Here is a 12784-nt window from a genome sequence, read left to right as displayed (position 1 = left end):
ACCTGCCATTCAGCGCATCTGGCGGAGCACTCCTGTTCCACCTGCTCTCCAAACTCTACGAGCGCACCAGTGTCGTCATCACCACCAACCTGAGCTTCAGCGAATGGGCCAGTGTCTTCGGCGATGCCAAGATGACGACCGCACTGCTCGACCGCCTCACCCATCATTGCCACATCCTGGAGACCGGAAATGACAGTTTCCGCTTCAAGAACAGTTCCGCCCAGAACACCACACCCGAAAAGGACAAAACCCCAACTTGACCAAATCCTGAAACCCGGAACATACATAAAAGGCGGGTCACTTCTCAGCGAAAACCCAGGGTCAATTCCTCGCGGAAATCAACACTGTGTCCCTCAAAACCAGAACCGACGTTGTATCTGATCCGGGTTCGGGGCTCGCTTTGGTATCGGCCCAGGCCGCGTAGCCGCCATCTGGTCAAGCTGGTCATTGAGGTGGGCGTTCAACACAATCACCTCCTTGAGGGCCTTCCTGATGTTGCCATGATACAGGGCGATGAAGCGATCTGCGGCATCATCGAGTATGGCTTCCTGTTGGCTGTTCAGTCGGACGATCTGGTCCATCATGACCTCCTAATGTCGCTGGTCCGTTCAGTGAACAAAATAAGAACAAAAGTGTCAAGAGGGCGTTGACCTGGAGAGGGATTTGTTCCTATCGTAGTGGCTTCAACACCTGAGGAGCGACCAATGCCAAACCACCGCAGGAGCCGGTACGACAAACTATTTTATCGGGATGCGAAAAGTTCGTGGACGAGGCCATGCAGTTGCACCGCACGATCCTATCCGCCCAACTTCACCTGACGAACAGCGATCACTCCAAGGCCCTAAGCCGCGTTCACGACGCTCTGCTGGAGGCGCTGCCCGTTGTGCTTGGGCGTCCCATCGATATTCACCGAAGCGACCTCGGTGTGGTCCCGTTCGAGGGCATTCCGCCGCTCATAGGTTAGCGCAATGACGCGCACCATCTGGACCCTTGGAGATGCCGTCCGCCGTTTCCCGTTGATGCGCGTCGATTGTCCTTGCGGGAACGTGGGGTTCTTCAGCACGGCGGACGTGATCAGCGAAGTGGGTTACGAACGCGATCCCCACAAGGTGCCCTTCAAGTGCCGCGAGTGTGGGGGCATGAAGGGTGCCCGGAAGGTGCAGTTGCTCGAAGTGGACGTTGACCGGCTGCCCAAGGTGGGCGTGTGGAAGCCTATGAAGATTGGCCGGAACCAGTCCACGGTGTGGTCACTTCAGCGGCTTAAGTGACATTTAGCTGCCGCTGCATGGAACGTTTCGCCGCACTTGCAGTTCACTGATATGGGAGGGACGTTCTCGTGCCAAACCCGCCGAGCCTTCACGACTTGCTGACCCACACTTGTCTAATGTTGCATGACATCAGGAAGGCGATAGCTGCCACTGATCACCTCGAAGCTATGTTGGATGTCGACAGCTTGGTCGCAGTCGCGCAAATGGAGGCAGAGCGAAAGCTCCGCACTGTCAGGCTTAGAATGTAGCCAGCCGATCTAAGCCGCCTCTTCCGGTGGGTGGCGAAGCAACTTCTCCACTTGGTCAAGGGAATAACCACCGCAGTTAAACAGGGCCATGAGGCGGCGACCAATCACCTCACGGGCCGGGTCGTCGTTAGCGACGCCAAGCTCCGCGCAGCGGTCGTCCAAAATCTTGGTAAGGACCGCCAACTGTGCTTCATCTGCTATGCCGGTAAATGTCACACCGCTCTCCCTTGGGTGGGCGAAAGCGTGATGAACTCTTTCGTATGCCGTTTAAGATCGGACGACCTTGTGAGATTAGTCCCTATTTCGAGATCGCGCTATTCACGATGAGTGACCAAAGAGGTCCGAGCCGCCCCCCATCCACATTTCACAGCAGCTTCAGTTGATCGCCCTTGGGCTTAGCCTCGAAGATGGCTTCGGGCGTGTTGCGCTCCTTCTCAGTCGTCGCCACGACCTCCAGCACATCATCGGGCAACGGGCGCTGGAGCTTCAGGGCTTCCTCAACCGGCGCTGAGAGCCACGTGTCGATCTCGTCCTGGCTCCTCAGGATCACCGGCATGGCCTTCTCGTGGATTGGCTTCACGATGGCGTTCGGCTGTGTGGTCAGGAAGCCGAACAACTCCACGTCCACTGGACCCTCCTTGACCTTCCGAACGCCGCTCCACGCCGTCCAGATGCCCGCAAAGGCCATCAGCGTCTCGCTGTTGTCCAAGGCGAACCAGACGTTCGGTACTTTGCCGTTGACATCCTTCCTCGGGCTGGGCTCCGCGAAGCTGGTTAAGGGAACGACACAGCGGTTCTCGACGCCCATCCACCGCCGCCAGTGGCCGTAGCTCGGGTGGCGGATGTTCGTTGTGCCGCGATCCGCATTGCCCTTGATGCGCTCCTGAGGTGTCGGCATTCCCCAGCGAAGGCGCACCAACTCACGCTCACCGTCAGCGCCTTTGCGGACCACATGGCCCGGGTTGTCGGGGAAGACATCAACAGAGGGTTCAAGGTTCCCCGATAGGTCTCGCAAGGCACGTGTCCATTGGAGGATCGCCTGTTGGGTGGTCGTGAGGTTGTACAGGTTGCACACGGCACAGAATGTGCCTCACAACCACCAAGGACGCCAGTCTCGGACCATCAAGTCGTCCATGGTAGGTGCTTTTTTGGGCATTGCGAACGAGCCTTGAACCCCGGGGAGAGGATCGTTACTGCCTTCCAGAGATTTGCTGAGACCCTGTATGCCAAACATCCCGGGCATTACGGGTGCGGCTGTAGATTTGGCCCGCTATGCGGGAAACGAACTGACCAGGGGCGATTATCTGCGACTGACAGCCTCACGTCTCAGTGGGTGCGACGACATCGTCTCTGCGAGCGATGATGCGCTGCTCGCCTGCCTCGATGAAGATGGTCGCCTTGCCAGCGTGCGCTCGGCGGCAGAGAGGTTCATCGCCGCACGGACGGCTGCGGAACGGCGGCCGCGCCGCCGGTCCTTGCCCCTTACGCTGCTTGACCGCCGTCGTCTTCGGGTTCGTCATCGTCGGCGATGCCGGGGTGGCTGTCCCAGTCGCATTCGCCGCAAGCCTGAAAATATTCCCCATCAGGTTCAATGGCGATATCAAAGAAGGTGCGCACATTGCGGGATTGGCAACGTGGGCACTGCTCGATGTGATCGGCCCGCTCCCGGCTTAGCAGGCGGGCGTAATGTTTGATGATCGCATCGACCGCATCCAAGGCGACCAGAGCCGAAGTCTTGGAGGCATTGCGGTGATGTGTCAGCCAATTCACCAGGGGCCACGCTTTCTCGGTGATCGCTTTCAGGTAGTTGCGCAGTTCGTCATTTTTCGCACCGGGGCAAAGGCTGCTAACGATCAGCCTATTCCATCCGACAACATCAGCGTCTTTCGGGCGATCTGCCTTATCAGTCACCTCGACCCGGCGGCGCGCTGCCGCGACCAGCGAAATCAGGCATTCTCGCAACTGCATTCCGACAGCCTGAAAATCGACCGCTTCTACGGCCCGCTCCAGCAGATCGGCGGCCTGGTTCTGACGACGGAAAACTTCGTCAAATGGTGTTGGCTCGCCGTCACCGGCGCGGTCATCCCGACTTGCCACGCGCATCATCAGGCCGACATGAAATGACAGGGTATAATCAAGACTGGGGAAGTGGCGCTGAGAATAGAGGTTGGTCATATTGGTGATGACCCACCAACGGTCCTTGTCGGTACTCACATCCCAGATTTCGTAAGGTTCACCCATTACGTATTCGGTCTTCACGCGCTCGACATTCTGCACCGTCTCGTCGCGTGCCTGGCCTTCGACATAGTCTGCGATGTCCTTCTCGGCATAGAAGTCGCGTTCCGGGCTGTACCGGCCAAGTTTGTCGGGCGGCAAAGGATGATCTGGCGGCAACGTGCAATCGCCTCCCAGCTTCTCCCCTTTGTCCCCTCGGGCTTTGGCGTCTCGATGTCGCCTGCTGATGGTTTCATTTTTCCTCACCTACCCCAAGTTTCTCAGCAAGATTTGAAACAAGCTTGGCGCGGTCATCCTTCTTGAGCTTATCAAGATTGATCTGCTTGAATTTCACCGCCGGCAGGTCTGCGGCTCCTGCGACCCCCAGCTTCTCCCAGTCCGGCTCTCCCTTCTTGAATCCCACCAGGAATTCGCGATGCGCCTGCGGCATCCCGCCGATCAGGATTTCAATAAGCTTCGCTCGCGCGTCATAAAGCGCGGCAAGCGGTACATCCTCCTCCGTCATTCCCGCGAAATTCTTCTCGTACTCTGCCGCAATGTCCTTCTGTCCCGATGCCAGCACTTCAGCAATGGGACGGCCATGGCTGATCAGATAGACGATGAAACCCTGGCGCAGCTCGTTACTGATTCCTTCGTTTGCCAGCAAATTTCTGATATCGAACAGGTCGCGCGGATGCTGCCGGTCAAGGGCCGCCATGATCTTGCCCGCGTAGAGGTCTGCGAACGAAACGACCTGAATCTCCGCGAAGCCGAATTCATCTTCGACGGCTTCCGACACCGACCTTGTTTCCGGGGCAAAGACGCAGCCGCGTAAGACCGGTGTCACTTCTATCTTGACCTGCGTCTTGTTTTTGTCCTGAACGACGAGGCGCGTGAGGGTTCCGTCATTCAGGCGGCTTTCAAAGACGCGCACGTCCGCGACGGACTCTTCGATCCGTTTCTTGATGCGCAGCAGTGCGGCCTCAATAGCGACCAGTGATTCATCGCGCGGCATGACCGGAAGAAATGTCAGGTCAATATCGACCGACAGACGCGGCATATCGCGGACGAACAGGTTGATGGCGGTACCGCCCTTGAGGGCGAACACCTTCTCTTCCGCCACGGCGGGGATGGTCTGCACCAGGAGGGCGACCTGCGCCCGGTACCGTTCACTGACCGGCATACAAATCCTCCGGCACGGTGATCAGGTAGGTCGGGTCAAGGCGGCCGCCCGGCACGAGCATGCGCTTGCCGGTCCCCAGATTAACCGCCTCTTTGTTCAGGTGCTTGCGCCACGGGTGGTTGTGGCGGTCTGCGAAGAAGAAGAACAGGCGCTTGACCTTGATGCTCTTGCAATCAAGCAGCAGCTTCTGCAGCCGCCGGGGGCTGAGGGTCGTGAGCCCTTCCATGATCTTGTCGGCCTGATCAAAACTCTCATGAGTTGGCAGCCCGTCCAGCATTTCAAGAACGGCGCGCTCGGGCGTTGAAAGCGTCAGCGGCCAGTCCCACTGTCCCCAGGGAAGGACGCGGAACGAATTGCCATGCACGCTGTCATCACTGACATGGCTGTTGTCTTTGAGATTCCAGCCAAGGCTTGTCAGCCCGAAATGTATAGGGTCGTTGCGGAACAGCGCCGCGCTGTTGTGAGAATGGAAAGCGACCGGCAGCGGCAACTTGGCTAGCCAGGTGGGCGCTTCCTCGGGTCCGTAAAGATGGACCTCTTTCTCTTCCCGCCTGAGATAGTGTGAGAAGCCATGAAGCGACAGCGCCGTGCCGCCGCCGACCAGCAGCGGCTTCATAAGCAGGGTCTGCAGGGATATGACGACATGCTCCCACAGCAGCTTGCCGCCGGGCTTGCGGTACACGCCGTGGGCAAGCCGCTCAAGCCAGCCGTTGGTGACGTACTTGCGGCAGAGCTGGGCCGAGTAACCGCGCGCCTTCAGCCACGCCGAATCCACCACAAGCCCCTCGGGCAGTTCGCGCTGTAGCTGGTTTAGCTTTCCTGGAAATTCTTCACTCATGGTTTATATTATAGGCATTTTTCAAACCATTGGTCAAGTTTGGATTTGTCTAAATTTATAAACCCGTGGGCTACAATTATGGTATTTCCTAAACCCAGCGATTTCTGGGTTTATAGCCTGCTTCGTCTGGAGCCGTCCGTCGCCCACAAAGGCGAGGGCAGCGGCGCGACAGCGAGCAGGCGCAAGGCCTGCTTTGGTGGTGTGTTCCAGAGCCTCTTCGCGCGAAGGATCGTCACCCGGATGGGCCGAGATTCTGCGAAGCCTCAGCGAAGCAGAAGCTCGGGGCAAAGCCTAGAGCCTGACGCTCCGTAGCTTTAGCGAAGGAGGGACGCGCCCTACCTCTCCTTCCCACCCTCATCATTCCTGCCACGCCCCCGTCCGCGCTCTCTCGGCCGCGACGCCCGCGAGACCGGCTTCTCGGCAATCGCGCCCTCATCCCACTGGCCTGTCCGGCCCCGCTCTTGCCGTCATCGGCCGCGCGCGCGAATGCATCGTGCAGGTCAACGGCTTTCGACAGCGGTGACTGCGCCGCGAGCGCATCCTGCATTGCCTGCTGCAGGTCGATCGGCTGGCTGACACTCTCATCAACCCGCGCCTGCCGTTCCTCAGACACGCGCAGTGAATCCTTGTACCGGTTCTGCGCCTTGCGCACCGACGCGCCGCGGCCTTTCGGTTTCACCTTGTCGGGCGTGCACCTGGGCTTGAGCGCGCAGGTAAGACAGGCTGCGAGATTGCGATATTGGTCGATGTTGTCCCGGCGGTCTGAGCGTGCTTGGGGAAGACTGGATCCCCGGCTACAAGCCCGCCTTCAATTTCCAGGCCTCACTTGTCGATGCGGTCGTGAGATGGCTCGATCGACATCCGGACTGGCTCGCGCGGGTTGCGCGGGTCGGAATTGACCCATCGCCAGCAGCGCTTCGGGAGGAAGCGATCTTGTGGATCGGTCCGCTACCAACGTACAGCAATGCGCCTCCCCCTGACGAGCTCAGCAAATGACCGCCATCGCCCGGAAGTATGACGTCGCCGAGCAAGACGCCCGCAACCGGGCGCTCGGTCGCGTCGGCGAAGAGCGCCTCCTCGACCATGAGCACGCCAGCCTGCTCGCTGCCGGCCAGACCGATCTTGCAGAACGGATCCGATGGGTCTCACATGTCGATGGCGACGGCGCTGGCTATGACATCCGGAGCTTCGATACGGACGGTAGTGATCGGCTGATCGAGGCGAAGACAACCAATGGCTGGGAGCGCACGCCGTTTCACATCACACGCAACGAACTCGCGGTTGCTGGGGTGCATAGCAACGACTGGCGGCTCGTGCGACTCGTGCGACTATGGAATTTCTCCCGCGAGCCGCGGGCGTTCGAACTGCGGCCGCCGTTGGAGGCGCATGTGTCGTTGATGGCGGTCAGCTATCAGGCGAGTTTCTTATAGGTGGGCCGGTAGCGGACTGGCAGCTTTGCGGCGATGTCAGCGAGAAGCAGCAGTTCCGCAACGGCTCTAAAGTAGACGCTCTTGTCCCATCTGGGCCTCGCACGCAAGCGGACCCACGGCGGCACTACAGCCTGCCTAACGCCTTCCCGAAGACAATTTGTGCACGATGTCATCACCTTGGTCTCGATCCCGGGCCAGCAGCGAACACTCACTCGATCAGCCCGATTGCCTAGTTTTTCAACGTCGCTCCGATGTGTGGCCGCCGTCATGACCAGGATCTCGCCATTGAACCGAATTTGGCGATGAGAACGGCGAGCGTCGCAACGAAAAGTACATAAGCAAGCACGGCCTGCCATGCTCCCATGGGCAAACCAATCATCAGCAGCGTGTCGTTCCCGCCGGGAATAAGCAGCGCACCCAATCCCATGAGGATACCCGCTAGCGTTCTCCGGGCGGCAGTCTTGACTGTCGGCCATTTCAGCGTGAAGCGCCGCTTCATAAATCTTGCGGAAGCAAAGCTGCCCGCGAACATGCAGACAGAGATCACGGCGCCAGCGACCGGTATCGAAACGATCGATCCGAGCGGTGCTGTGATCGAGAACCCGGGTTCGAAAATCGCCACCAGCGTAAAGGTGATCCCGATCGCTCCCATCGACAAGGTCAGCCGTATGAAGCTGGATTCGGATCCTTGTGATACACCGAACCTCAGCGCCACGACGGCCAACAGTGCAATTGCGATAAGCGCCGGCCCAACCGGCAGCGAAGCACTTGTCGGCGGCTGATCCGGAACCAGGTCGAGCAGAGATTCGGAGTAGAACACCGCAAGGATACCGAGAAACGCGAATCCGAAGTCAATTTCGCCATTTCCTATATGCCCAACCGACCCGAACACGCATGCACCGTTCAGATACGTACCAAGCCCGAACAACATGGTTGCCGGAACCAGATAGATGAGTGGCAACCAACCCTGCGGCATCATCGGCGACGCTTTGAGGATTGCGTAGACGAGCGCTGCCAACACGGCGCCCTCGACGAGCACGATGAAGCGCGCCGGCCTCTTCTCCGAGACCAATTCCCTCGTGGCAATGACCGTGCAGATCGATCCCTGGTTAAGCGCGAAGCCGAGGACAAATCCCAACACCCCAAGTAAAGCAATACCCGCCCAAGTGTCCTTGCTTGCTTCTGCAAGGCTCGATCCGGATATGTTCACGAGGAGTTCGCTCATTCGGCAACCGGAATCGCCCCCGCTGAGTCTGCGGAGAAGCCGCGGACGAAGTCGATCACCTTGGCCGAAGACATTTCGCACGGCCGCAGGTGAACTTCGCCCACCGGGGTACGGTAGAGATTGAAGCTGACGATGTCGCGGCCCCCGAGTTCACGGGCAAACAGCCTGGTGCAGCCAGTCGACCGGTCGATGGTGACGCCATAGGCCGATCCTCCATAGCTGCCCCGTACGAAGCCATTGGGAAGCTTTCCAAGAATGTCGAGGAAAGCCGAGAGTTCATCTGCCTTGGTCATCTCTGCCTTTTAACCCTTGCCTCTCCCTCGACCGGTGTGCTTGTCGGCGAGGAATGTGACTCGGCCTGCGGCAAACCTCTTGCCTGAATGCCCTGATCATCGCCGGCCGCATCGACGAGGCACGACGGAAGGTGTATCGGCTCCCCGTTCTTTACGGATGCAGACGAGCTTGCCGGCTATTCGGCCGCTGCCCGCCGGGGCAGCACCCAGTCCGAGCGTGGGTAGTGGCAACTGTAACCACCGGGATAGCGCTCCAGGTAGTCCTGGTGCTCCGGCTCCGCTTCCCAGAAGTCTCCCGCCGGCTCCACCTCGGTCACCACTTTGCCTGGCCACAATCCCGAAGCGTCCACATCCGCGATTGTATCTTCGGCTATCCGCCTCTGCTCATCGTCCGTGAAGTAGATTGCCGACCGGTAGGAACTTCCGTAGTCGTTGCCCTGTCGGTCTCTCGTGGTGGGATCATGAATCTGGAAGAAGTACTCCAGTATTCGACGATAGCTGATTTTCGATGGGTCGAAGATGATCTCTATGCCCTCGGCATGGTTGCCGTGGTTGCGGTAGGTCGCGTTGGACACGTCGCCGCCGGTATATCCGACGCGGGTCCGAACGACGCCTGGCAGCTTGCGGATCAGGTCCTGCATGCCCCAGAAGCACCCGCCTGCCAAAACAGCTTTCTCGGTCATTCTAGATCTCCCTTTACGAGGTTGAGGTAGGCGCCGTAGCCCTCGGCCTCCATTTCGTCGCGCGGAATGAAGCGCAACGCCGCGGAATTGATGCAGTAGCGCAACCCACCCTGGTCTTCGGGACCGTCGGGAAAGAGATGGCCAAGGTGACTGTCGCCATGCACCGAGCGAACTTCGGTGCGGATCATACCATGCGAGTCGTCTCGCAGTTCGTTGACGTTTGCCGCCTCGATCGGTCTGGTGAAGCTCGGCCAGCCGGTTCCGGAGTCGAACTTGTCGGTCGAGGAAAATAGCGGTTCGCCGGAAACGACGTCGACATAAATGCCCGACTCCTTGTTGTCATGATACTCCCCTGTAAAGGGGCGTTCGGTTCCATGCTCCTGGGTCACGCGATACTGCGCCGGCGTGAGCTTGCTGACCGCTTCCTTGGTCTTTGCGTATTTCATCACCTGCTCCATTATTTCGACGTTGGGTCCAAATTTCGCGAGACGTCACGGGATTGCCAAGGCGGATGTTCAGCCCCTGCAACAGATGTAACAACAGCTGCCACAATGCTATTGCACGAAGGTGTTGGCGATACTTTCGCATCGGCTTGGATGACCAGCGGGCGGTCCGGCGGGAGGTATATTCACGGCAAGTGCCGACCGAGGCAGCCATTGTTGGCGACCAAACGTTCCCTCGAGGAGCAGCCTTAGCGCTTGGAAGCACCAACTCGCGCCATTGTCAGGTCTTGGGTTCCGCAGGACAGAACCACCAGAGCCGACATGCCGGGCCTCAGGCGATCGAGGTCCGATTGCCCTGGATCGAAGGTGATCTTGACCGGTATGCGCTGGACGATGCGGGTGAAGTTACCGGTTGCGTTGTCTGGCGGCAGCAGCGCGAACTGCGCTCCGCTGGCCGGCGACAGGCTCTCGACGCGTCCCTTGAATTCTCTCCCGGGGATCGCGTCGATCGAGACGGCCATGCAGTCTCCAGCCCGCAGCCCCGCAATCTGCGTTTCCTTGAAGTTGGCTATGACCCAGAAATTTCGGGGCACGACCGCAACCAGCAGAGTACCTGCGCGGACATATTGCCCGACCCTGGCCTGGCGTTCACTCAGCCAACCGTCAGCGGGCGACCGCACGACCGTACTTTCAAGTTCGATGTCGGCCAGCTCAAGAGCCGCCGTCGCGGCGGCGATGTCGGCCTCGATCTGCGGGCGCTGGGTCTCGAGCACCTGCATCTGCAGCCGCGCCGCAGCCAGGTTTGCCTGGAATTCGGCGATCTTCGCGCGCGCCCGTAGATGGTCGGCTTCCATTTGGTCGCTTATTGACTGCGAGGCCCAACCCCCTGTGGTCAGTTTCTGAGCACGTTCGAAATCGCGCGCGGCGCGGTTGGCGTCGGCTTCGGCGCCTTGTAGAGCGGCGATTGCCTGTTCAATAACAGCGCGCTGCAAGTCGATCCGGCTCGATAGATTGGCGAGCAGGGCGCGCTGCATGGCCACTCCGGCGGCAGCTTGGCCAACGCGAGCGCGATAGTCGCGGTCATCAATCCGGAACAGGATGTCCCCAGCTTTCACCGCCTGGTTATCACTCACGGCGACCTCGATGATGTAGCCGCCGACCTTCGGACTGATTGGCGTGACATCACCGCGCACGTAGGCATTGTCGGTCGAAGTCGAACGCAAAACCGTGAGCCATCGTCCCGGCTGTAACGAAGTTGCCGCCGCAACAAACACGGCGCCGGTTACGAGAAGACTGCTCAATGCAGCGCTCAGCAGCTTCATGGTCGCGCTCCTCCGCCACCGCTCAGCGGCCGCAAGGGCGGCGAGTGGCCGATCGCGAGGATCCCGACCGCGCCGATTAAAAGAATGGCAACAACAAGAAGGAATGCGTCGTTGAACGCCAATACCCAAGCCTCCCGTCGTGCAGTCGAGGCCAGCAGAGCGACTGCGCGGGCTGCCGTGTCGTTGTCGTTGACAAGTCGGTTCGCGAACGTGCCGGCGACGGTCGCCAGACGATCAGCATCGAGCGTGTGGTAGAGCGAAACATTCTCGGTAATGACGTTGGAGTGAAACTTTTCGCGCTCGGTCGCGAAATGCGACAGCAAGCCGACGCCAAGTGTGGTGCCTCCGAGCGTCGTTGCGTTGAAAGCAAGGGACGCTGTCGGAAGGTCTGCAGGTTTTAGCATGGACGTGCCGACGACCATGGCCGGCACAAGAAACAGCAGTTGGCCTATCGAGAAGATCACGAGCGTCAGACGGAATTGATCGGCGGCGAAGAGTGCGGTGCCGTCAAGCGCCAACGCGGCCCCGGCGGCGCACAGCGCAAAGCCGAGCGCCATGACTGTGCGCATGTCGAAACGATGCATGAGCTGCCAGACCAGCGGCAATGCGATCAGCTGCGGGATTGCCGCCCACAGCATCAGTTCAGCGATCTCCAGGGGCCGATAGCCTTGAACTACCGTAAGAAACTGCGGAACGAGATAGGATGTCACGACCAGGCTGATGCGAAGCACCAAGTTTAGTGCGATCGGGATGCCGAATTTTCGAGTGACCAGCAGCTTGGGCGATATGATGGGCAACGGCGAGAACCTCACCAGAAATGCGAACCCGGTCCAGGCGGCAATCGAAGCTGCGGTGCACCAAAGGATCGTTTCGTTCTCGAACCAGAAACGCCGCGTGCCCTGACTAAGGACGAGCGTGAGCGTCGCCAAAGCAAGCGAGAGCACGGTGACGGCGATCCAATCGATCTTGAGGGCCGACCAATCCGGACGTTGCTGATGTGGGACCCAGGCGTAGGCCGCGAGCGCCAACATCGCGCCGAGCCCGGCCTGGATCAGGAACAGCATCTGCCAGCCAAGGCTGTTTTCGGCAAAGCCCGCAATGACCGGTCCTAGCGAGCCAGGGAACAGAAGCACGAAGGCAAGTAAGGTCACGCCGAACGGAAGATGGGCCCCGCCCGTAACCGTGAAGACGGCTACGAATGCCGCGGGACCGAAACCGCCCGCCGCAAATCCCTGGATTGTGCGTAGCGCAACCATCACCTGCAATTCGGGGGCTGTGGCGCAGGCAAATGCGGTCGTGGCGAAGGTAGTGGCGCTCACCACGAGGTATCGGCCGATGCTTAGAAATCGAATTAGAGGGCCCGAGGCGACGATCCCTGCAAAACTGGCCATCGTGTAAACCGTCAAGATCCACGAAGCCTCGTCGGGCGTAGAAAAGACGCCGCCTTGGACGTCGGCGATATTGGTCGAGGCGAACTGTGCCGACAGGCTAATGAGCAGTGGTCCGGCCAGGCCGGTGGCAAGAAACAGAATCTTGCTTGGCGTTAGTGGGTTCGGCGTCGTCATGATGGTGAAGCGGCCGCATCGTTTCTTCGTACTGGCGATCTCCAATGCTACCGGCCAGCCGCATGAAGTCTA

15 protein-coding genes are annotated in these 12784 nt (G+C 59.6%); 3 read left to right on the top strand and 12 right to left on the bottom strand.

Annotated elements, in window-relative coordinates; all coding sequences use genetic code 11:
• A partial coding sequence (locus F3H98_RS25750) for an ATP-binding protein (protein ID WP_188130559.1) occupies positions 1-260 on the top strand: 260 nt, incomplete at its 5' end.
• A gap of 93 nt (positions 261-353) precedes the next feature.
• On the opposite strand, the gene F3H98_RS25745 is transcribed toward F3H98_RS25750, so the two are convergent.
• Positions 354-581, bottom strand: coding sequence for a hypothetical protein (locus F3H98_RS25745; RefSeq protein WP_149763189.1), 228 nt, complete (start codon positions 579-581; stop codon positions 354-356).
• A gap of 387 nt (positions 582-968) precedes the next feature.
• On the opposite strand from F3H98_RS25745, the gene F3H98_RS25740 reads away from it, so the two are divergent.
• Positions 969-1268 (top strand): hypothetical protein, encoded by a 300-nt coding sequence (locus F3H98_RS25740; protein ID WP_149763188.1) that lies wholly within the window; start codon positions 969-971, stop codon positions 1266-1268.
• Between the two features lie 257 nt (positions 1269-1525).
• On the opposite strand, the gene F3H98_RS25735 is transcribed toward F3H98_RS25740, so the two are convergent.
• The 5 genes from F3H98_RS25735 to F3H98_RS25715 form a co-directional block, all read right to left on the bottom strand.
• The gene (locus F3H98_RS25735) at positions 1526-1732 is read right to left on the bottom strand and encodes a hypothetical protein (protein ID WP_149763187.1); all 207 of its coding nucleotides are present in this window, start codon (positions 1730-1732) and stop codon (positions 1526-1528) included.
• A 148-nt stretch (positions 1733-1880) separates the two neighbouring features.
• Positions 1881-2591, bottom strand: coding sequence for an SOS response-associated peptidase (locus tag F3H98_RS25730; RefSeq protein WP_149763186.1), 711 nt, complete (start codon positions 2589-2591; stop codon positions 1881-1883).
• Between the two features lie 407 nt (positions 2592-2998).
• Positions 2999-3910 (bottom strand): hypothetical protein, encoded by a 912-nt coding sequence (locus F3H98_RS25725; protein WP_210249709.1) that lies wholly within the window; start codon positions 3908-3910, stop codon positions 2999-3001.
• Between the two features lie 73 nt (positions 3911-3983).
• Positions 3984-4913: a nucleotidyl transferase AbiEii/AbiGii toxin family protein gene (locus F3H98_RS25720; protein WP_149763185.1), complete on the bottom strand. Its 930-nt coding sequence runs from the start codon at positions 4911-4913 to the stop codon at positions 3984-3986.
• Positions 4900-5751: a type IV toxin-antitoxin system AbiEi family antitoxin domain-containing protein gene (locus F3H98_RS25715; RefSeq protein WP_149763184.1), complete on the bottom strand. Its 852-nt coding sequence runs from the start codon at positions 5749-5751 to the stop codon at positions 4900-4902. The genes F3H98_RS25720 and F3H98_RS25715 overlap by 14 nt, the downstream gene beginning before the upstream one ends.
• A gap of 992 nt (positions 5752-6743) precedes the next feature.
• Here F3H98_RS25715 and F3H98_RS25710 point away from each other — a divergent pair.
• A complete protein-coding gene (locus F3H98_RS25710; RefSeq protein ID WP_244621898.1) occupies positions 6744-7181 on the top strand; it encodes a protein NO VEIN domain-containing protein in 438 nt (145 codons plus the stop codon).
• A 265-nt stretch (positions 7182-7446) separates the two neighbouring features.
• On the opposite strand, the gene F3H98_RS25705 is transcribed toward F3H98_RS25710, so the two are convergent.
• The 6 genes from F3H98_RS25705 to F3H98_RS25680 all read right to left on the bottom strand — a co-directional run bounded on the left by F3H98_RS25705 (position 7447) and on the right by F3H98_RS25680 (position 12757).
• Complete coding sequence (locus F3H98_RS25705) at positions 7447-8406, bottom strand: YeeE/YedE thiosulfate transporter family protein (protein WP_149763183.1); 960 nt, start codon at positions 8404-8406, stop codon at positions 7447-7449.
• Positions 8403-8699: a hypothetical protein gene (locus F3H98_RS25700; RefSeq protein WP_149763182.1), complete on the bottom strand. Its 297-nt coding sequence runs from the start codon at positions 8697-8699 to the stop codon at positions 8403-8405. The genes F3H98_RS25705 and F3H98_RS25700 overlap by 4 nt, the downstream gene beginning before the upstream one ends.
• 176 nt (positions 8700-8875) lie before the next feature.
• Positions 8876-9382, bottom strand: a complete 507-nt coding sequence (gene msrA / locus F3H98_RS25695; protein WP_149763181.1) for a peptide-methionine (S)-S-oxide reductase MsrA — start codon at positions 9380-9382, stop codon at positions 8876-8878.
• A complete protein-coding gene (gene msrB, locus F3H98_RS25690; RefSeq protein ID WP_149763180.1) occupies positions 9379-9828 on the bottom strand; it encodes a peptide-methionine (R)-S-oxide reductase MsrB in 450 nt (149 codons plus the stop codon). Before msrB ends, msrA begins: the two co-directional genes overlap by 4 nt.
• 245 nt (positions 9829-10073) lie before the next feature.
• Positions 10074-11147, bottom strand: coding sequence for an HlyD family secretion protein (locus F3H98_RS25685; protein WP_149763179.1), 1074 nt, complete (start codon positions 11145-11147; stop codon positions 10074-10076).
• A complete protein-coding gene (locus F3H98_RS25680) occupies positions 11144-12757 on the bottom strand; it encodes an MFS transporter (RefSeq protein WP_244621897.1) in 1614 nt (537 codons plus the stop codon). The genes F3H98_RS25685 and F3H98_RS25680 overlap by 4 nt, the downstream gene beginning before the upstream one ends.
• Between the last annotated feature and the right edge of the window lie 27 nt (positions 12758-12784).

This window comes from Neomesorhizobium albiziae (genome assembly GCF_900114255.1).
GTDB lineage: Bacteria > Pseudomonadota > Alphaproteobacteria > Rhizobiales > Rhizobiaceae > Neomesorhizobium > Neomesorhizobium albiziae.
Note: the sequence above shows the minus strand (reverse complement) of the source record. Positions and strands in the feature narration are given on the sequence as shown.

Bases quoted from the DNA above. Each gene is read 5' to 3' on its own strand.
- F3H98_RS25720 (WP_149763185.1), bottom strand. From the start codon at position 4,913: ATGCCGGTCAGTGAACGGTACCGGGCGCAGGTCGCCCTCCTGGTGCAG.
- F3H98_RS25685 (WP_149763179.1), bottom strand. From the start codon at position 11,147: ATGAAGCTGCTGAGCGCTGCATTGAGCAGTCTTCTCGTAACCGGCGCC.
- F3H98_RS25710 (WP_244621898.1), top strand. From the start codon at position 6,744: ATGACCGCCATCGCCCGGAAGTATGACGTCGCCGAGCAAGACGCCCGC.
- F3H98_RS25745 (WP_149763189.1), bottom strand. From the start codon at position 581: ATGGACCAGATCGTCCGACTGAACAGCCAACAGGAAGCCATACTCGAT.
- msrA (WP_149763181.1), bottom strand. From the start codon at position 9,382: ATGACCGAGAAAGCTGTTTTGGCAGGCGGGTGCTTCTGGGGCATGCAG.
- msrB (WP_149763180.1), bottom strand. From the start codon at position 9,828: ATGAAATACGCAAAGACCAAGGAAGCGGTCAGCAAGCTCACGCCGGCG.
- F3H98_RS25740 (WP_149763188.1), top strand. From the start codon at position 969: ATGACGCGCACCATCTGGACCCTTGGAGATGCCGTCCGCCGTTTCCCG.
- F3H98_RS25715 (WP_149763184.1), bottom strand. From the start codon at position 5,751: ATGAGTGAAGAATTTCCAGGAAAGCTAAACCAGCTACAGCGCGAACTG.
- F3H98_RS25705 (WP_149763183.1), bottom strand. From the start codon at position 8,406: ATGAGCGAACTCCTCGTGAACATATCCGGATCGAGCCTTGCAGAAGCA.
- F3H98_RS25700 (WP_149763182.1), bottom strand. From the start codon at position 8,699: ATGACCAAGGCAGATGAACTCTCGGCTTTCCTCGACATTCTTGGAAAG.